Source organism: Rathayibacter sp. PhB186, from assembly GCF_003751825.1.
GTDB classification, from domain to species: Bacteria; Actinomycetota; Actinomycetes; order Actinomycetales; family Microbacteriaceae; genus Rathayibacter; species Rathayibacter festucae.
Genome location: NZ_RJKO01000003.1, coordinates 226143 through 245389, shown reverse-complemented (window position 1 = coordinate 245389; position 19247 = coordinate 226143). Strand labels below are relative to the sequence as shown.

Here is a 19247-nt window from a genome sequence, read left to right as displayed (position 1 = left end):
CACGACCACCTCGTTCAAGGGAGAACAGTCCAATGGCACGTCTCGGAGCGACCTCCACCACCGGCTGGAAGGCCACCGTCTCGGTGGCGATGTCGAACTACATCGAGGCCGGCTCGATCATCGCGATCGCCACCAGCCTCGGTTTCTGGCAGGCGGAGTTCGGCATCGACGACACGGCCGTCGGCCTGCTCGCGGCCGTCAGCGCGAACGCGTTCGGAGCCGCGGTCGGCGCTCTGATCGGCGGACCGCTCTGCGACCGCTACGGCCGCAAGTTCATCTACACCTACGACCTGATCCTCTACATGGTCGGGATCCTGCTGGCGGCGTTCGCCTTCGACGTCTGGATACTGGGAGCCGCCTTCGTCCTCACGGGGATCGCGGTCGGCGCCGGCGTCCCGGCGTCCTGGACGTACATCGCTGAGGAGGCACCGGCCGGCCGGCGCGCGAAGCACGTCGGCACGGCGCAGCTGGCCTGGTCGATGGGGCCGGTCGTCGGCTTCACGCTGGCGACCGTGCTCGCACCCCTGGGCCTGCTGGGCAGTCGACTCGTCTTCGTCCACCTGTTCCTTGTCGCGTTCGTCGTCTGGTGGATCCGCCAGGGACTCCACGAGTCGGTCCTCTGGAAGGAGTCGAACAGCAGCGCACTGCGGACCCGCGCACCGCGTCGCGGCCTCCGGGAGCTGCTCTCGAGGCCGACGAACGTCAGGGCCCTGGTCTTCCTCTTCGGGATCTACGGATTCTGGGGGGTGTGCGCCGGTCAGATGGGGATCTTCATGCCCCGGGTCTACGCCACGGCGGGAGTCGCCGACCCCGTCGCCCAGAACCTGCTCCAGGTGCTGCTCTGGAGCTTCACCGTCCTCGCGACCTGGCTGGGCTTCATGCGATTCGGAGACCGGGTGAGCCGCAGGCTGCTCTACACCGCCGGTGCGGCCCTGGGGATCGTCGCGTGGGTCCTGCTCGTGTTCGCCGAGGTCACGCTCCCGGTCCTCCTGCTGTTCGCGGTCTGCTGGGGAGTCTCCGCGGGCATCGGCGCGCAGGCGTTCTACAGCCTGTGGGCGAGCGAGCTGTTCGCCACCCCGTACCGCGCGAGCGCGCAGGGGGTCCTGTTCTTCGCCGCCCGCGTCGCTGTCGGGATGCTCAGCTCCTACTTCCCGACGGTGCTCGCCGCCCGCGGCGTCCCGGTGGTCGGTCTCGTCATGATCGCGCTGCTGCTGATCGCCCTCGCCGTCGGTGCGATCTGGGCCCCGCAGACCCGGGGGAAGACCCTGCAGCAGATCGAGCTCGAGCGCTACGGAGAGCTGATCGACGCGGACCCCCGCGCCGGCGAGACCGCACGTCCGACCCTCGGCTAGACGCCGTGTCTTCCGACGGGCCATCGGCGCTGCGCTTCGACCCGTCTCCTCAGGGGATGTGGTCGTGCTGATCGTGAGTGGTCTGCGGCGCGCGGAGTCCCCGCCAGAAGGGCTCGTGTGGTGAGTGCTCGACGAAGAGCGACGGAAGGATGGCTACGGCGCCTGCACCTCGAAGGAGGATGTCATCAAGCGACGCGACGACGTCGAGCACGGATCTCGGATCGAACTGCCCGGCCAGACGCTTCGCCTTCGTCCGGACGTTGTTCGGCGTCGGTCCGGCGTCGATGATCGAGTGGTTCCACAGCCGACTGTGGTGAGCACACCTGTTGCGGAGATACACGAGCGCCCGCACTCGGTACGCGAATCCCGCCTGAGCGACGCCGAGGCTCGAGGCGACTGCGCCGGCCAACGACCCGGAATCACCGCGTTCGATGCACTTCGACAGCGTGCCGAACGACCAAGCGTCGACTGCGGACCAGATCGGCAGCGCATCGAAGCGTGCAGTCCCCACCTCGCGAGTGTTCGCTGTGAACCGCAGAATATGCCTCTCCCGACTGCGTTCGACGTCTCGGAGGCACGCCTCCGCGGTCGGCTCCACAGAGGGAGCATCCGAGTAGAAAGCGGCCGAGAGATACGACCTGTAGGGGCCGTGTCGATCGGCGATGACATGAGCGGTGTGGCTGCGGAGGAGGATCTCGGCGTGCGCGAGCTGCGCGCTGAGCGACTGCCTCAGCTCTTCGTCTGCGTCGTAGATCCTCCGGATCCCTTCGAAGGAGGTGTCCTGGACGAACATGTCGTCGCCGTCCTGTGGGGCGCGCTGAAAATACCTTGCATAGCCGGAGAACCGGTAGTAGTTCTGCGCCGCTAGGAATCTCTCGCAGGCCGCTGGGTCACCGATGGCGAGGTCGCGCTGGCGAAGCAACTGAACCTGCTGCGCCCACGAAAGGCTCGGCTTCAGAGCCACTGCAGTACCCCGATACCCATAAAAAAGGCCCCTCCCATTTGAGCTTCAAGGAGAGGCTTGGGAGGGGGTCGATTGGTTCGACTTTACCAGGTGCCCACGCGGCGCGGACTGTCGGACCGGTACCGGCGCGGAACGTCGAGTCCTTGGCGTCCGACGCAGCAAGATGCTGCCGCTGCCCGTCAACGCGGCGCGTAGCGCGTCAGCACCGCGCCCTCCGGCAGCGGCTCGCTGCCGAGGAAGCGCAGCTCCGGTCGGAACCCCGCAGCGAAGTACGGCGTCCCGCCGCCCAGCACGAACGGCTGCACGTAGAGCCGGTACTCGTCGATCAGCCCGGCCGCGCCGAGCGAGGCGGCCAGCGTCGGCCCGCTCACCTCGATCGCACCGTCGGTCTCGGCCTTGATCCGCCGGAACGCGTCGACCGCGTCGGAGGCGATCAGCGTCACGCCCTCGGGCACCTCCGTCACCGTCGACGAGAAGACGACCTTCGGAGTCTCGATCCACGCCTGCGCGAAGTCCTCGGCGACCTCGTCCCACTCCGGATCGGGGCGGCCCCAGTACGCCATCATCCGCCACATCCGGCTGCCGTAGACCGACAGCGCGGCGGCCCGCTGCCCCTCGTTGAAGACCCGGTGCAGCGCGGGCCCGGGCGCGGGGAACCCGGAGATGTCGCCGTCCGCCGCCGCGACGAACCCGTCGATCGACACGAGCATCCCGTAGCTGACGAACCCCATCGGAGCCTCCTGACCAGTGCGACTCCGGCGTCGCACGCCCCGATGCTAGCCACGCACCCGCGGCGCCCGGAAGAGGAGACGTCCGGACGAGGAGACGTCCGGACGAGTCCTACGCCCCGACGCGGAACCGGCGCCCGCCGAACTCCACGACGTCGCCGACCACCAGCTGCCGCCCCCGCCGCCGGTCCACCTCGCCGTTCACGCTGACGAAGCCGTCCGCGACGGCCTCCTTCACCTCGCCCCCGGAGTCGAGGATCCCCGCGAACTTCAGGAACTGCCCGAGCCGGATGCTCTCCCCGTCGAGCGCGACCTCCTCGACCGGATCCTGTGCAGCCACGAGCGTCAGACCGCCGGGATGTCCGCGAAGCGGGAGAAGTGGCCGTGGAAGCCCACGGTCACCGTCCGGGTCGGACCGTTGCGGTGCTTGGCGACGATGAGATCGGCCTCGCCCGCGCGCGGGTTGTCCTTCTCGTAGGCGCTCTCGCGGTGCAGCAGGATCACCATGTCGGCGTCCTGCTCGATCGAGCCGGACTCGCGGAGGTCGGAGATGGCGGGCAGCTTGTCGGCGCGCTGCTCCGGTCCACGGTTCAGCTGCGACAGCGCGATGACCGGCACCTGCAGCTCCTTCGCGAGCAGCTTCAGTGCACGCGAGAACTCGGAGACCTCCTGCTGGCGGCTCTCGACCTTCTTGCCCGAGGTCATCAGCTGGAGGTAGTCGATGACGACCATCTTCAGGCCGATGCGCTGCTTGAGCCGCCGGCACTTCGCGCGGATCTCGACGAGCGTGAGGTTCGGCGAGTCGTCGATGTAGAGCGGAGCGTCGTTGATGCGGCCACGGGTGGAGGCGATGGTCGTCCAATCGCGCTGGTCGACCGTGCCCTTGCGCATGTGCTGCAGCGGAACGGACGCCTCGGCCGAGAGCAGGCGCATCGCGATCTCGCTGCGCCCCATCTCGAGCGAGAAGAAGATGGTCGCCATGTTGTGCTTGATCGCGGCGGCGCGGGCGAAGTCGAGCGCGAGCGTCGACTTGCCCAGCGCCGGTCGCGCCGCGACGATGATCATCTGGCCGGGGTGGAAGCCGTTGGTGAGGTCGTCCAGGTCGGCGAAGCCGGTCGGCACACCGGTGAAGGCGCCGTCCTTGTGCGCCGCGGCCTCGATCTCGTCGATGGCGACGGTCACCGCGTCGGTCAGCGGGACGTAGTCCTCCGCCGTCTCGGACCCGGTGACGTTGTAGATCTCGGCCTGCGCCGTGTTGACGAGGTCGAGCACCTCGCCCTCGCCCTGGTAGCCCATCTGCGCGATGCGGGTGCCCGCCTCGACCAGGCGGCGCAGCAGCGCGCGCTCGGCCACGATCGACGCGTAGTAGCCCGCGTTCGCCGCGGTCGGCACCATCGCGGTGAGCGAGTGCAGGTAGTCGGCGCCGCCGGCGCGCTGCAGCTCGCCCTGCTTGGTCAGCTCGTCGGTGACGGCGATGACGTCGGTCGGCTCGCCGTGCGAGTAGAGCGCCAGGATCGCCTCGAAGACGATCTCGTGCTTGGGGATGTAGAAGTCGGTCGCCTTGACGCTCTCCACCACGTCGGCGACGGCGTCCTTCGAGAGCAGCATGCCGCCGAGCGCCGACTGCTCCGCGAGCAGGTCGTGCGGGGGCGTGCGCTCGTTGCTGCGCGGGGAGTCCCCTCGGGAGTCCCGCCCGTCTCGTCCGTCCGAGCCGGGAACCGCCAGGTGCGCGATCGTCATGCCTTCGCCTCCTCCTGTCGGGTGCCTCGCGGAACGGGTGGCGACACGGTCGAGCCGTCTGTCGCGAGTGCCGGGAACAGGTCTACGCCCGACCTCCGACAGCGGACGCTCGGCGCCCGCCCCGCTCCCCTCGCGGGGCGCTGCGCCACACTACGGACCGCCCGCCGCCGGGGTCAAACCACCCTGTGGAGAGAACTGTGGAGAACGAGCGGGAAACGCCGCGGCCGCTGTGGGCAACATGTGGAGAACCCTGTGGGAACTCGACTGTCGGACAAGTTTTTTCGGCGTCCTGACCAGGCTTTTCCTTCTTTCCACAGGTGTGTGGGGAAAAGAGTCTCCAGACCACATTGAAGGTTGCCCTCCCGCGAGGGTGTATGTGGATGGAGCTGTGGAGAACCGCAACGACGAAGGGCGGTGCGAGGGGACCGTGAAGTCCCGTCGCACCGCCCTCCGCGGCGTTCTCGCGGCCTTACTTGGCCGCGACCACCTGCAGCTTCACGGTGGCCTGGATGTCGTCGCGCAGACGCACCACGGCCTCGTGCTCGCCGACGTTCTTGATCGCGTTCGAGATCACGATCTTGCGCTTGTCGAGCTCGCCGTAGCCGGCCGCCGCCACCGCAGTCGCGATGTCGGAGGTCTTGACGGAGCCGAAGAGGCGCCCGTCCTTGCCGGCCTTGACGGTCAGCTTCACGCGGTTGGCCTCGAGGACCTGCTTCGTGTGCTGAGCCTCCTCGATGGTCTTGTGCTCACGAGCGGCTCGCGCCGACTTGATCTGCTCGACCTGCTTCTCGCCACCGCGGGTCCACGCGACGCCGAAGCCCTGCGGGATGAGGTAGTTGCGGGCGAACCCGTTCTTCACGTCGACGACGTCGCCGGCGGAGCCGAGCCCGTCGACCTCGTGGGTCAGGATGACCTTGGACATCTTCTACCTACCTTCCGCTGCCGGCGTAGGGCAGGAGCGCCATCTCGCGGGCGTTCTTGACGGCGCGGGCGATGAGGCGCTGCTCCTGGACGGAGACGCCGGTGATGCGACGGGCGCGGATCTTGCCGCGCTCGGAGATGAACTTGCGAAGGGTCGGGACGTCCTTGTAGTCGATGACGCCCACGCGGACCGACTTCGCGGGGGCCGCGTTCTTCGCGCCCTTGCCGCGGATCGGCTTGCGGCGGTCGCCGCTGCTCTTTCCAGCCATAGTGGTTTCCTTAGATTCTGGTTCGCGTCCGTCGGCACCCCTCTCGGGGCGGGGACGCGTGATTCAGGTGAGGGCGCGCTCGAGCCGGAGGCTCAGAACGGCGTCTCGTCGTTGTAGCTGCCCGGCGTGCTCCACACGTCGCCACCGGCCGGAGCGCTGGGCGCCCACGGCTCCTCGGCCTGGCCGCCACCGCGGTTGCCGCCGCCGTTTCCGCCGGAGCCCCCCTGGTTGCCGCCGTTGCCGCCGCCGAAGCCGCCCTGGCTCGCGCCCTGGTTGCCACCGCCGCCGCCGACCTGACCGCGTCCACCGCCGCCACCGGCCGCGCGCGTGACCTGAGCGGTCGCGTAGCGCAGCGAGGGGCCGATCTCGTCGATCTCGAGCTCGATGCTGGTGCGCTTCTCGCCTTCCTTCGTCTCGTAGGAGCGCTGCTTCAGGCGGCCGGTCGCGACGACACGGCTTCCCTTGGTCAGCGTCCCCGCGACGTTCTCGGCGAACTCGCGCCAGACGGAGGCCCGGAGGAACAGCGCTTCGCCGTCCTTCCAGTCGTTCGCCTGACGGTCGAAGGTGCGCGGCGTGGAGGCGATGGTGAAGTTCGCGACCGCGAGCCCGCCCTGCGTGTAGCGCAGCTCGGGGTCGGCGGTGAGGTTCCCCACCACGGTGATGATCGTCTCGCCGGCCATCAGCGTTACGCCTTGGGAGCGGCCGGAGCCTTGGCAGCCTTGCGGGCGGCCTTCTCGTCGGCGAGCTTCTTGGCGGCGGCGACCTGGGCGATGCCCTCTTCGGCGCGGAGCACCTTGGTGCGCATGACGGCCTCCGACAGCTTCAGCTGACGGTCGAGCTCGTTCGCGGCGGCCGAGGTCGACGTGAAGTCGACGATGGCGTAGATGCCCTCGGACTTCTTGTTGATCTCGTACGCCAGACGACGGCGGCCCCAGACGTCGACCTTGTCGATGGATCCACCATCGGTGCGGATGACGTTGAGGAACTTGTCGAGACTCGGAGCGACGGTGCGCTCATCGATCTCGGGATCCAGGATGACCATGAGTTCGTACTGATGCGTCACTAACCCACCTCCTTCGGACTGAACGGCCACGGTATTTCCGTGACAGGAGGGTATGTAGCATCTGCCCACTCCCGCGGACGCGAGTGCGTCTGGTCATGGACAACCTGACGACCCTACCATCCGCGGGGCTCCGAGCCCAGGGCCGATCCGGCGGGATCCGCGGTCGCCCGCCGGATCCCGCCGTCACCGGGACGCGCTACCGCTGGATGAACGCCAGCAGGTCCGGGTTGAGCACGTCGGCGTGGGTGGTCAGCATGCCGTGCGGGTAGCCCTCGTAGATCTTCAGCGTCGAGTCCTGCAGCAGCTCGTGCTGCTTCAGCGCCGCGTCCTGGTACGGCACGACCTGGTCGTCGTCGCCCTGCAGCACGAGGACCGGGACGGTGATCGCCTTCAGGTCCTCCGTCTGGTCCGTCTCCGAGAACGCCGTGATGCCCTCGTAGTGCGCGAGCGCACTGCCCGTCATCCCCTGGCGCCACCAGTTGTCGATCACCGGCTGCGAGACCTCCGCGCCGTCGCGGTTGAAGCCGTAGAACGGACCCGACGCGACGGCCTGGAAGAACTCGGCGCGGTTCGCGGCGAGCGCCTCGCGGAACCCGTCGAAGACGCTCATCGGTGTGCCCTCGGGGTTCGCCTCCGTCTGCACCATCAGCGGCGGCACGGAGGAGACGAGGACCGCCTTCGCCACGCGGCCCTGCGGCTGGCCGTACTGCGCGACGTAGCGCGCGACCTGGCCGCCGCCGGTGGAGTGGCCGATGTGGACCGCGTCGTGCAGGTCGAGGTGCCGCACCACGGCGTCGACGTCGCTGGCGTAGTGGTCCATGTCGTGTCCGGTGCCGACCTGGGCCGACCGCCCGTGGCCCCGGCGGTCGGTCGCGATCACGCGGTAGCCGTGCGCGTGGAAGAAGAGGAGCTGCGCGTCCCAGTCGTCCGAGGACAGCGGCCAGCCGTGGTGGAACACGATCGGCTGCGCGTCCGCGGATCCCCAGTCCTTGTAGTAGATCTCGACGTCGTCGTCCGTGGTCACATACGGCATGGTCGTACCTCCGTGCTCGGGTCGGCCCGGGGCACGCCCGAGTCGACGTCAGCGTGCGCTCCTCCCCGAAGCAGGGGAGAAGTGGCTCCACGATAGGCCCGCCGCGTCGCGACACGGAGGGATCGCTCCGAAGTTCGAGAACCGTTCAGACGGTCGTCCGGAGGACGGGACGGATCTGGTGCCGGACGGCGCGGAGGGACAAGCTGAGCGCATGACGACGCAGCAGACGATCGACCCCTCCGTCCCACCGAGCGGCCGCGGCTGCGTCGAGTGCGAGCAGTCCGGCTCGTGGTGGCTGCACCTGCGCCGCTGCGCGCTCTGCGGGCACATCGGCTGCTGCGACGACTCGCTGAACCGGCACGCGACCGCGCACTTCCACGAGACCGGCCACTCGGTCATCCGGAGCTTCGAGCCCGGCGAGGAGTGGTTCTGGGACTACCGGACGGACGACTACGCCGACGGCCCGCGTCTCGCCGACCCGCAGAGCCACCCCGCCGACCAGTCGACGCCCGGACCGGCGGACCGGGTGCCGCGCGACTGGCAGTCCGTTCTCACGGACCGGGACTGATCGGCTCCCGATCCCGCGCGACGACGCTCAGCGCGCCGCCCACCACTCCTTCAGCCGCCGGGCGGCCTCCTCCTCGCCGAGCGGTCCCTCCTCGAGTCGCAGCTCGAGCAGGAACTTGTACGCCAGCCCCACCTCGCGCCCCGGCGGCAGCTCCAGGATCGCCATGATCTGCGTGCCGTCGAGGTCGGGCCGCTTCGAGGCGAGCTCCTCCTTCTCGGCGAGCTCCGCGATCCGCTGCTCCAGGTCGTCGTAGGCGTGCGCGAGCCGGTCGGCCTTGCGGGTGTTGCGGGTCGTCACGTCGGCCCGGGTCAGGATGTGCAGCCGCTCGAGCAGCGGGCCGGCGTCGGTGACGTAGCGGCGGACGGCCGAGTCGGTCCAGGCGCCCTCGGTGTAGCCGAAGAAGCGCAGGTGCAGCTCGATCAACCGGGCGACGTCCGCGATGGTCTGCTTGTCGAACTTCAGCGAGCGCAGCCGCTTGATCGCCAGCTTCGAGCCGACGAGGTCGTGGTGGTAGAAGCTGACCGCTCCGCCCGGCTCCAGCCGCCGCGTCGCCGGCTTGCCGATGTCGTGCAGCAGCGCCGCGATGCGGAGGGTGACGTCCGGCGCCGCGCCGGGGTTCCGCTGCCCCTCCAGCGCGATCGCCTGCTCCAGCACCGTGAGGCTGTGCACGTAGACGTCCTTGTGGTGGTGGTGCTCGTCCTGCTCCAGGCGCAGGGCCGGCAGCTCGGGGAGGAAGTAACCGGCCAGACCGGTGTCGACGAGCAGCTCGAGCCCGGCCCGCGGCGAGGCGGTCGCGAGGAGCTTCCGCAGCTCCTCCTGGATCCGCTCCGCGGAGACGTCCTCGATCCGCGGGGCCAGCTCGGCCATCGCCCACTCGACCTCGTCGGTCGTCCGGAAGCCGAGCTGCGAGGTGAACCGCGCGGCGCGCAGCATCCGCAGCGGGTCGTCGCCGAAGGAGAGGTCGGCGGCGGCCGGAGTGCGCAGCCGGCCGGCGAGCAGGTCCTCCACTCCCCCGGCCGGGTCGACCAGCACGATCTCGGGCAGCCGCAGCGCCATCGCGTTGACGGTGAAGTCGCGGCGCACGAGGTCGCCCTCGAGGCTGTCGCCGAACTCGACCTCGGGCTTGCGGCTGACCCCGTCGTAGCTGTCGCTGCGGTAGGTGGTGATCTCCACCGTCTCGCCGGCGATCCGCGCGCCGATCGTGCCGAACGCCCGGCCGATGTCCCAGTGCGCCTCGGCGATCGGAGCGACGATCCGCACGATGTCGTCCGGCCGCGCCGAGGTGGTGAAGTCGAGGTCGTGCACGCCGTGGCCCAGGAAGGCGTCGCGGACGGGGCCGCCGACCAGCGCGAGCTCGTGGCCCTGCGCGGCGAACGCCTCCGCGAGCCGGGCCACCGTCGGTGTCGCCGCGAGAGCTCGGAGGGTCTCGAGGGCGGTCTGGACGCTGTGCATCCGGCAGATCCTACCGGGGAGGCGTGACCGGGCCGCGGTGCGCGCCGGAGTGCAACCGCCTCGACCGGTTACGGCTCCTGAGCGACTCCGCAGCGCATCACGCGGCCCGGCAGACGGCCGCCCGAGGGCCTGCCCGTAGAATCACCCCCATGGAGGCCGAGTGAGTTCGATGCGTCGGCGCGACCTCACCCCCTCCGATCGCCCCCGCCCTCGGCGAGCGGTCCCGCAGCTGCTCCGCTCCGCCGGTGCCGCTGCGCTGTCGATCGCGCTCCTCGGCGGCGCCCTCCCCGCGGCGGCGGACGCCGCTGAGCGCACGGCCCTCGAGTCCGGGCAGGCCACCGTCACGGCGACGGTCGGCGCGGCGAACGACGGCGTCCTCCTCCCCGGCGACGACCTCCAGCTCGCGATCTCCGTGCGCAACGGCACCACCGAGTCGATCGACGGCGCGCGCGTCGAGGTCGCGATCGACGAGGACACCCTCGACTCCCGGGCCGAGCTCGCCGAGTGGCTCGACGGCGAGTCCGAGGACGAGGGCACGAGCACCGGCGACGGCGCCGACGTGCGACTGCTCCCCTCCAGCTCCGCCCAGGTCGGCGTCACCGTCCCCGCGGCCTCGCTCCCCTTCTCCACGGACTCGATCCGCGACCCGGAGGCGTTCGGCACCCACGCGATCTCGGTGACCGTCACCAGCCCCGGTGGCACCGTCGCGACCGCCCGAGGCGTCGTCGAGCTCTCGACCGGCTTCCCCAGCGAGCAGGAGACCGGCGTCAGCGTCCTCGTGCCGCTCACTGTTCCCGACACCGCAGACGGCCTGCTCTCCGCCGAGACGCTGCAGGACTACACCCAGACCACCGGCACGCTCTCGCGCCAGCTCGACACCGTCGACGGCCGCGCCGTGACCATCGGAGTGGATCCGCGCATCCTCGCGTCGATCCGGGTCCTCGGCGACACGGCACCGGAGTCGGCGACCGCCTGGCTGGACCGGCTCGAGTCGGTGCCGAACGAGGTCTTCGCCCTGCCCTACGCGGATGCGGACGTCGCCGCCCAGGCGCAGTCCGGCCTGTCCACGCTCCTGGCGCCGACCTCGTTCGAGTACGCGCTCGATCCCGCCCTGTTCGCGCCGACGAGCTCGGGGACGCCGACCCCGACGGCGGTTCCCGGCGACTCGACCGCCCAGGACCTCCCCGAGCGCCCGACGACCGAGTCGCTCCTCGCGTTCGACTGGTCGCCGACGGTCGGCCGCATCGCCTGGCCGGACGACGGCACCGTCCGCGCGGCGGATCTCGGCGTGTATGCCACCGGCGGCATGACCCGCACGGTCGTCTCCTCCGACAATCTCGAGCTGCCGGACGGCGTCACCACGACGACCCGAGCGGCCATCGACGACCACGACGTCATCGTCGCCGACAGTGCCCTCTCCGCCGCCTTCGACGCCGCCGTCAGCGCGAGCACCGACTCGGAGTGGCGCGCGAGCACGGCCGACCTCACCGCCGACCTCGCGCAGGTGCAGCGGGAGGACGAGTCGCCCTCCGTGGTCCTCGCGCTCGACCGCGGCGCAGCGATCGACGGCGTCCGCCTCGCGCAGACGCTCGACGCCGTCGACGCCCTGCCCTGGGCCGAGGGCTCGTCCCTCGCCTCCGCCCTCACCTCGCCGGCGACCGAGGACGCGACGATCGTCGACAGCCCGGAGTCGGACCAGCGCCTCGAGGGTGTGTCCGACCTGCTGACCGCGGCCGCCCGCGTCGAGTCGTTCTCGGCCGTGCTCACCGAGCCGGAGCTGCTCAGCGGCAAGCGCCGCAACGACCTCCTCGCCCTGCTCGCCGTGACCTGGCGCGAGGACACGGCGGGCTGGCAGGAGGCGGTCACCGCCAGCCGCGAGCAGGCCGACACCACGCTCTCCTCCGTCGCCATCGAGAGCTCCGACAGCGTCACCCAGCTCTCCCGCGACTCCAGCATCCCGGTCTACGTCCGCAACGACCTGCCGTGGCCCGTGACGGTCCGGATCCAGGCCTCGACCTCGAACGCCGTCCTCGACATCGACGAGTCCTCGGTCGAGCCGACGGCGATCGACGCCCGCTCGCAGGGCCGCGTCCTCATTCCCGTGAAGGCACGCGTCGGCAACGGCGAGACCGAGCTCCGGATGCAGCTGACGTCCCAGGACGGCACGCCCATCGGCGCTCCCACCGGCATCGTCACCAACGTCCGCGCCGATTGGGAGACCGTCGGCACCCTGGGCGTCGGCATCCTCCTCGTCCTCGTCTTCGGCGCGGGCATCCTCCGCAACATCCGCCGGCGCCGCCGCGGCGACACCCCCGAGGAGGACGAGGAGGACCCCAACGCCCCGCTCGCCGTCCAGCCGGGCCTCGACGACGACCGAACGGATCCCCGTGGCTAGCTTCTCCCTCGGTCGCGCGAGCGCCGTCCTCGCCTCCGGCACGATGGTCTCGCGGGTCCTCGGCTTCGTGATGTCGCTGGTCTTCACCCAGACGATCGGCCTCGTCGGCCAGGGCGCCGACGCCTTCACCGTCGCCAACGGCCTCCCGAACACGATCTACGCGATCATCGCGGGCGGTGCGCTCAACGCGGTCCTCGTGCCGCAGATCGTGCGCGCCGGTCTCCAGGCCGACGGCGGTCAGCGCTACATCAACAAGCTGCTGACCCTCGCGCTCCTCGTCCTCCTCGGCGCCGCCGTGATCGCGACGCTCGCCGCACCCCTGCTGATCCAGCTGAACGCCTCGCAGTACGGACCGGAGCAGACCCGCCTCGCCGTCACCTTCGCCTACTGGTGCCTGCCGCAGGTCTTCTTCTACGGGCTGTACACGATCCTCGGCGAGGTGCTCAACGCGCGCGGCTCCTTCGGTCCGTTCACCTGGACCCCGGTCGTGAACAACGTCGTCGCCATCGGCGGGCTCCTCGCCTTCCAGCAGCTCTTCGGCTCCGACGGCAAGGGTCTCCGTACCGCGACGGAGTGGTCGCCCGAGATGATCGCGGTGCTGGCGGGCTCGGCGACCCTCGGAGTGGCACTGCAGGCGATGCTGCTCGTCTTCTTCTGGAAGCGGGTCGGTCTGCGCTACCGACCCGATTTCAGCGTCCGCGGGGTCGGCCTCGGCCGCGCCGGGAGGATCGCCGTCTGGACCTTCGCGACCCTGCTCCTGACGGTCGCTGCAGGCTTCATCGAGAACAACACCGTGAGCGCCTCCTCGGGCGAGGACGCCTCCGCCACGGCGCTGCAGAAGGCCTGGCTCGTCTTCATGCTCCCGCACTCGGTGATCGCCGTCTCGATCGCCACCGCGTACTACACGAAGATGAGCGGCCACGCCTCGCGCAACGAGATGAAGGACTTCCGGAGCGACATCTCCACCTCGATCCGGGTGGTCGGGCTCTTCCTGTTCTTCGCCACGGCGGCCCTCGTGGTCTGCGCCCGCTCCTTCGCGACGATCTTCGCGCCGACCGATCCCGTCGCCGCCGGGCAGATGGCCATGATCATCACCGCCTACGTCATCGTGCTGCCGCTGTTCTCGACGCTCGCGATCGTGCAGCGCGGGTTCTACGCCCTCAACGACGGCCGCTCGCCGTTCCTCTACACGCTGGTGCAGACCGCGATCATCGTCGTCGGCTGCGGGATCGCCTTCCTCCTCCCCGACGACTCGACCGCGTTCTTCGTCGCGCTCTCGATCTCGGCGGGCGTCGCCGTCCAGGCGCTGATGGCGTGCCTGATGCTCCGGAAGAAGCTCGGCGGCTGGGGAGGGACGCGCATCGTGCTCCGCTTCGCCACCTACGCCGCCGCGACCCTCCCCTCGATCGGCGCCGGCGTCCTGGTGATGTTCGTCCTCGCCCAGGCTGACGACTACCCGGCCGCGGGCTGGCCGCAGGCCCTCATCTCGATGGTGCTCACCGGCGTCGTCATGGCCCTCGTCTACTTCGGCGTGCTCTGGCTCCTCCGCGTCCCGGAGCTGCGCGCGATGGCCGCGCCGCTCCTCCGCCGCCTCGGGCGCTGACGCCGCACGGGACGCCCGAGCGTTCCTGAGAGCCCCCGTCGCGACACTGGGACGTCACCGGACCGGTGGTGCGCCCCCGGGCGCGACGTGGAAAGGTGGGGGCGTCCTCCGGCAGAGCCGCCTCCCCCCTCCCCCCTCCCGCCGATCCGGAAGGCGCGATGCGCTCCACCTTCGTCCTCCTCCGCGTGCTCGTCGCGGCCGCCGTCCTCACCGCGACCACGGTGAGCTTCCTCGACTCCCACGCCTTCTGGGTCGAGGCCCGGTTCCGCGACCGCGCGACCCTCGCCGCCAACTTCTTCAGCTACATCACCGTCGAGGTCTGCCTGCTCGCAGTCGTCGTCCTGCTGATCGGCGCCGTCGTCCTCGCTCGCGGCGCCCTGCCGGAACCGCGCTGGTTCGCCTGGCTGCGGGCCGGAGTCGTCACCTACATGGTCGTGATCGGAGTGGTCTACAACCTCCTCCTGCGCGGCACGGTGGTCACCGGCGCCGGTGCCGGCCAGGACTGGACCAACGAGGTCATGCACGTCGTGGCGCCGCTCGCGCTGATCCTCGACTGGCTCTTCGCGCCCGGCCGGCGCCGCCTCTCCTGGGCCGTGGTCCCCGCGCTGCTCGCCTTCCCGGTCGCCTGGTTCGTCTACACGATCATCCGGGCGCCCCTCGTCTACGACCAGATGAAGCACGAGCAGGTCTGGTACCCGTACCCCTTCCTCGATCCGCGCCTGGCGGACCCGCCGATCGTCCCCGGTGGGATGATCGCGGTGGTGTTCTACGTCGTCGCGATGACGGCGGTCTTCGCCTCGGCCGGCTGGCTGACGGTCCTGATCTCGCGCCGGTCGATCGGGCAGCGCGGCACTCCCGCAGGCTCGGCGGAGAAAGAGCCGGTCAACGCGGCTTTCTGAGCCGCACCGCGGGGACTCGATCGGCGACCCTGACCGCGGGCCGAGTGCCCCGGACGCCACGGAATAGCCCCCGCCTAGGATGTGTTGTAGCCCCTGGAGCCCGGGAACGACAGAGCGAGCGGGACCGGCTCCGCGGATCCGCTCCCAGCACCGGATCCGGGCAGACCACCCCCTCCGGCGGACCGCCGGTCCAGCCCCGCTCAGCAGAGACCTCGAGGAGTTGCCGTGCGCGACATCGTCATCATCGGATCCGGCCCCGCAGGCTGGACGGCCGCCATCTACGCGGCGCGCGCCGATCTGCACCCGGTGGTCGTCGCCTCGTCCGTCGAGATCGGCGGCGACCTGATGAACACCACCGACGTCGAGAACTTCCCCGGCTTCCCGGACGGAGTCCTCGGCCCGGAGCTGATGACGGCCATGCAGAAGCAGGCCGAGAAGTTCGGCGCGGACACCTTCTACGACGACGTCGTCTCCCTCGACCTCGAGGGAGAGACCAAGACGATCCACCTCGGCTCCGGCGAGAGCATCGAGGCGAAGACCGTCGTCGTCGCCACCGGCTCCGCGTACCGCAAGCTCGGCCTGCACGACGAGGACCGCCTTTCGGGACACGGTGTCTCATGGTGCGCCACCTGCGACGGCTTCTTCTTCAAGGGCAAGACCATCGCCGTCGTCGGCGGCGGCGACTCCGCGATGGAGGAGGCGACCTTCCTCACCAAGTTCGCCGAGAAGGTCTACGTCATCCACCGCAAGGACTCGCTCCGCGCCTCCAAGGTCATGCAGAAGCGCGCCCGCGACAACGAGAAGATCGAGTTCGTCTGGAACACCGAGGTCACCGGCATCACCGGTGAGAACCACGTGAACGGCGTCAAGCTGCGCAACACGGTGGACGGCACCGAGTCGAAGCTCGAGCTCGACGGCCTGTTCATCGCGATCGGCAACGACCCGCGCACCCACATCGTCCACGGCAAGCTCGACCTGACAACCGACGGCACGATCGCCGTCACCGGCCGCTCGTCGCAGACCTCCGTGGCGGGCGTCTTCGCCGCCGGCGACGTGATCGACCCGACCTACCGTCAGGCCGTCACCGCCGCCGCGTCGGGCACCGTCGCCGCCCTCGACGCCGAGCACTACCTCGCCGCCCTCACCGATGGCATCGCCAGCACCGAGGGCACCCCGGCCGCCGAGCTCCTCACCCTCTAGCCCTCCCACCACCCGCACTCGAGTCGGCGCCGCCGGCTCACGAAGGAGAAAATCGTCATGTCCACCGCGAAGAGCGTCACCGACGCATCGTTCCAGGCCGATGTCCTCGACTCCGAGAAGACCGTCCTGGTCGACTTCTGGGCCGAGTGGTGCGGCCCCTGCCGCATGGTCGCCCCGATCCTCGACCAGATCTCGGCCGAGCACGGCGACAAGATCGAGATCGTCAAGCTGAACGTCGACGAGAACCCGCAGATCGCCGCGAAGTACCAGATCACCTCGATCCCGGCGATGAAGGTCTACCAGAAGGGCGAGGTCGTCAAGACCGTCATCGGCGCCAAGCCGAAGCCCGCCCTCGAGGCCGACCTGGCCGCGTTCCTCTGAGTTCGACTCCCGACGGTTCGACCGTCTGACGAAGCCCCTGCGCCCCTGTGGCGCGGGGGCTTCGTCGTTACTGGCCGCTCCTCATGTTTCACGTGAAACGGCCGCAGAAGGCAGGCCACGGGCCGCGCAGTGGCGTCCCGCTCCCCCGGTCCTCCCGGACCCCGCCGAGTAGTCTGGATCGATCCGGCTGACGGTCGGAGACCCTGTCCATCGAGCGGAGCGACATCACCGTGATCAACGCCGGCACCAACCTCGACCCCTGGTACGACTCCTACGCTGAGCGCACGGCCGGCCTCGCGGCCAGCGAGGTCCGAGCACTGTTCGCCGTCGCCTCCCGCCCCGAGGTGGTCTCGCTCGCCGGCGGCATGCCGTTCGTCTCCGCCCTCCCCCAGGACCTCGTCACCGACGCGATGGCGACCGTGATGCGCGAGCAGGGACCCGTCGCGCTGCAGTACGGCTCCGGTCAGGGCGTGCCGGTGCTGCGCGAGCAGATCCTCGAGGTGATGGCGCTCGAGGGCATCTCGGCCAGCGCGGACGACGTCGTGGTGACCACCGGCTCGCAGCACGCCCTCGAGCTCGTCTCGAAGCTGTTCCTCGACCCGGGCGACGTCGTCCTCTCCGAGGGCCCGAGCTACGTCACCGCCATGGTGATCTTCCGCTCGTACCAGGCCGAGATCGAGCACGTGGCGATGGACGAGCACGGACTGATCCCCGAGGCGCTTCGCGAGCACATCGCCCACGTGCGCGCCGCCGGCAAGCGGATCAAGTTCCTCTACACGATCCCCACCTTCCACAACCCGGCGGGAGTCACGCTGAGCTGGGACCGGCGGGTCGAGATCCTCGAGATCTGCAAGAGCGAGGGCATCCTCGTGCTCGAGGACAACCCCTACGGTCTGCTCTACTTCGAGGACGTGCCGCCGAAGGCGATGCGCTCCCTCGAGGAGGACGGCGTGATCTACCTCGGCACCTTCTCGAAGACTCTGGCGCCCGGCTTCCGCATCGGCTGGGCGCTGGCGCCGCACGCCATCCGCGAACGGCTGATCCTCGCGAACGAGGCAGCGGTGCTCAGCCCGTCGTCCTTCAGCCAGCTCGTGATCTCGCAGTATCTGGCGACGGCGGACTGGCGCGCGCAGATCGACACCTTCCGTGGTGTCTACCGCGAGCGCAAGGAGGCGATGATCCGCGGGCTCGAGACGCACCTCCCCGGTCTCACCTGGACGAATCCGAACGGCGGCTTCTACGTCTGGGTCACCCTCCCCGAGGAGCTCGACTCGAAGGCGATGCTCCCCCGCGCGGTGAAGGAGCTGGTCGCCTACACGCCCGGCACGGCCTTCTTCGGCAACGGCGACGGCCGGCAGAACATCCGGCTGTCCTTCTGCTACCCGACTCCCGAGCGCATCGGCGACGGCATCCGCCGTCTCGCGACGGTCATCAACGGCGAACTCGACCTGCTCTCCACCTTCGCCGACGCCCGAGTGCGGAGAAGCTCCGGCGTCGATCAACGCGACGCCGTCCTCCCGCCCCAGATCTCCTGACTCCGCGATCCACGAACGACAGAAGGCCCGGTCATGACCGATTTCTCCACCCTCGACCGCACCCTCGACATCGTCGTGATCAGCGGCGGTATCAGCCACGAGCGCGACGTCTCACTGCGCTCCGGTCGTCGCGTCGCCGACCGCCTCTCGGCCATGGGGCACCGCGTCACCCACCGCGAACCGGATGCCGGTCTCCTGACGGCGCTGCTCGACCAGCGTCCCGACGTGATCTGGCCCGCGGTCCACGGAGCGAGCGGCGAGGACGGCGCGCTGCTCGGCCTGCTCGAGGCGGCCGGCTTCCCCTACGTGGGCTCGCGCACGGACGCCGCCCGCCTCGCGTGGTTCAAGCCGACGGCGAAGACGCTCGTCGCGCGGGCCGGCATCGCCACTCCTCGCTCGATCACCCTCCCCCGCGAGACGTTCCGCGAGCTCGGCGCCGCAGGCATCCTCGATCAGGTCCGCGCGCACCTCCCCGGCCCGCTCGTCGTCAAGCCGGCGCAGGGCGGCTCCGCCCAGGGCGTGAGCATCGTGTCGGAGACCGACGAGCTTCCGCGTGCGATGGTCGACGCCTACACCTACGGCGAGGTCGCGCTCATCGAGCAGCAGATCATCGGCACTGAGGTCTCCGTCGGTGTCCTCGACCTCGGTGACGGCCCCTTCGCCCTCCCCCCGGTCGAGATCGCCCCGGTCGCGGGTCGGTACACCTTCGAGGCCCGCTACAACGCGGGCGAGACCCGCTTCTACACCCCGGCCCGCCTCCCGGACGAGGCCCTCGCCGAGGTCTCCCGTGTCGCGGTCGCCGTCCACGACCTGCTCGGCCTCCGCCACCTGTCCCGCATCGACTTCATCGTCGACCCCGACGGCCTCCCCTGGTTCTTCGACGCCAACGTCCTCCCCGGCATGACTGAGACCTCCCTCGTCCCCCAGGCCATCGAGGCATCCGGCCGCTACCTCGGCGACGTCTACTCCACCCTCGCCCGCCGGGCCCTCACCCACTGACCTCCGTTTCACGTGAAACATCCGTGCCCGCCGCTCCGGTCATACGCGGGCTATCGGTCACACCGCCGTTTCACGTGAAACGCTGCTTGATGGTCGAGTAGCCGCCTTTGGCGGCGTATCGAGACCCAGGATCATCAGTGCAATG

19 protein-coding genes are annotated in these 19247 nt (G+C 70.0%); 9 read left to right on the top strand and 10 right to left on the bottom strand.

Features of this window, described 5'->3' with window-relative positions:
• The first annotated feature begins 32 nt into the window (after positions 1-32).
• Positions 33-1352, top strand: a complete 1320-nt coding sequence (locus EDF45_RS11190) for an MFS transporter (RefSeq protein WP_123736135.1) — start codon at positions 33-35, stop codon at positions 1350-1352.
• Positions 1353-1401: 49 nt separating this feature from the next.
• On the opposite strand, the gene EDF45_RS11185 is transcribed toward EDF45_RS11190, so the two are convergent.
• The 9 genes from EDF45_RS11185 to EDF45_RS11145 form a co-directional block, all read right to left on the bottom strand.
• Positions 1402-2316: an Abi family protein gene (locus EDF45_RS11185; protein WP_260312167.1), complete on the bottom strand. Its 915-nt coding sequence runs from the start codon at positions 2314-2316 to the stop codon at positions 1402-1404.
• 179 nt (positions 2317-2495) lie between these two features.
• On the bottom strand, positions 2496-3047 hold the full coding sequence (locus EDF45_RS11180) for a dihydrofolate reductase family protein (RefSeq protein WP_123736136.1): 552 nt from the start codon (positions 3045-3047) through the stop codon (positions 2496-2498).
• 109 nt (positions 3048-3156) lie between these two features.
• Positions 3157-3384, bottom strand: a complete 228-nt coding sequence (locus EDF45_RS11175; protein ID WP_123736137.1) for an RNA-binding S4 domain-containing protein — start codon at positions 3382-3384, stop codon at positions 3157-3159.
• A 5-nt stretch (positions 3385-3389) separates the two neighbouring features.
• Complete coding sequence (gene dnaB / locus EDF45_RS11170) at positions 3390-4784, bottom strand: replicative DNA helicase (RefSeq protein ID WP_123447283.1); 1395 nt, start codon at positions 4782-4784, stop codon at positions 3390-3392.
• A 469-nt stretch (positions 4785-5253) separates the two neighbouring features.
• A complete protein-coding gene (gene rplI / locus EDF45_RS11165) occupies positions 5254-5706 on the bottom strand; it encodes a 50S ribosomal protein L9 (RefSeq protein WP_123447282.1) in 453 nt (150 codons plus the stop codon).
• Positions 5707-5713: 7 nt separating this feature from the next.
• Entirely contained in the window at positions 5714-5974 is a 261-nt protein-coding gene (gene rpsR / locus EDF45_RS11160) for a 30S ribosomal protein S18 (RefSeq protein WP_056039813.1), read from the bottom strand.
• Between the two features lie 92 nt (positions 5975-6066).
• Positions 6067-6654, bottom strand: coding sequence for a single-stranded DNA-binding protein (locus EDF45_RS11155; protein ID WP_123706126.1), 588 nt, complete (start codon positions 6652-6654; stop codon positions 6067-6069).
• A gap of 5 nt (positions 6655-6659) precedes the next feature.
• Positions 6660-7037: a 30S ribosomal protein S6 gene (gene rpsF, locus EDF45_RS11150; protein ID WP_123447279.1), complete on the bottom strand. Its 378-nt coding sequence runs from the start codon at positions 7035-7037 to the stop codon at positions 6660-6662.
• Positions 7038-7233: 196 nt separating this feature from the next.
• Positions 7234-8070 (bottom strand): alpha/beta fold hydrolase, encoded by an 837-nt coding sequence (locus EDF45_RS11145; protein WP_123736138.1) that lies wholly within the window; start codon positions 8068-8070, stop codon positions 7234-7236.
• Between the two features lie 211 nt (positions 8071-8281).
• On the opposite strand from EDF45_RS11145, the gene EDF45_RS11140 reads away from it, so the two are divergent.
• Complete coding sequence (locus EDF45_RS11140; RefSeq protein WP_123736139.1) at positions 8282-8638, top strand: UBP-type zinc finger domain-containing protein; 357 nt, start codon at positions 8282-8284, stop codon at positions 8636-8638.
• A 27-nt stretch (positions 8639-8665) separates the two neighbouring features.
• Here the strand turns inward: EDF45_RS11140 and EDF45_RS11135 are convergent, their stop codons facing one another.
• A complete protein-coding gene (locus EDF45_RS11135) occupies positions 8666-10090 on the bottom strand; it encodes a CCA tRNA nucleotidyltransferase (protein WP_123736140.1) in 1425 nt (474 codons plus the stop codon).
• Between the two features lie 169 nt (positions 10091-10259).
• On the opposite strand from EDF45_RS11135, the gene EDF45_RS11130 reads away from it, so the two are divergent.
• The 7 genes from EDF45_RS11130 to EDF45_RS11100 all read left to right on the top strand — a co-directional run bounded on the left by EDF45_RS11130 (position 10260) and on the right by EDF45_RS11100 (position 19102).
• Positions 10260-12485: a DUF6049 family protein gene (locus tag EDF45_RS11130; RefSeq protein ID WP_123736141.1), complete on the top strand. Its 2226-nt coding sequence runs from the start codon at positions 10260-10262 to the stop codon at positions 12483-12485.
• Entirely contained in the window at positions 12478-14088 is a 1611-nt protein-coding gene (murJ, locus tag EDF45_RS11125; protein ID WP_260312168.1) for a murein biosynthesis integral membrane protein MurJ, read from the top strand. Before EDF45_RS11130 ends, murJ begins: the two co-directional genes overlap by 8 nt.
• Positions 14089-14246: 158 nt before the next feature.
• Positions 14247-14987, top strand: a complete 741-nt coding sequence (locus EDF45_RS11120) for a Pr6Pr family membrane protein (protein WP_123736142.1) — start codon at positions 14247-14249, stop codon at positions 14985-14987.
• Between the two features lie 225 nt (positions 14988-15212).
• A complete protein-coding gene (trxB, locus tag EDF45_RS11115; protein ID WP_123736143.1) occupies positions 15213-16187 on the top strand; it encodes a thioredoxin-disulfide reductase in 975 nt (324 codons plus the stop codon).
• Between the two features lie 57 nt (positions 16188-16244).
• Complete coding sequence (gene trxA, locus EDF45_RS11110; RefSeq protein ID WP_123447267.1) at positions 16245-16568, top strand: thioredoxin; 324 nt, start codon at positions 16245-16247, stop codon at positions 16566-16568.
• A 233-nt stretch (positions 16569-16801) separates the two neighbouring features.
• On the top strand, positions 16802-18103 hold the full coding sequence (locus EDF45_RS11105) for a PLP-dependent aminotransferase family protein (RefSeq protein ID WP_185020159.1): 1302 nt from the start codon (positions 16802-16804) through the stop codon (positions 18101-18103).
• Between the two features lie 33 nt (positions 18104-18136).
• Positions 18137-19102 carry a D-alanine--D-alanine ligase gene (locus EDF45_RS11100; RefSeq protein ID WP_123736145.1) on the top strand — a complete coding sequence of 322 codons (966 nt, stop codon included), beginning with the start codon at positions 18137-18139 and terminating at the stop codon, positions 19100-19102.
• The last annotated feature ends 145 nt before the right edge of the window (positions 19103-19247 follow it).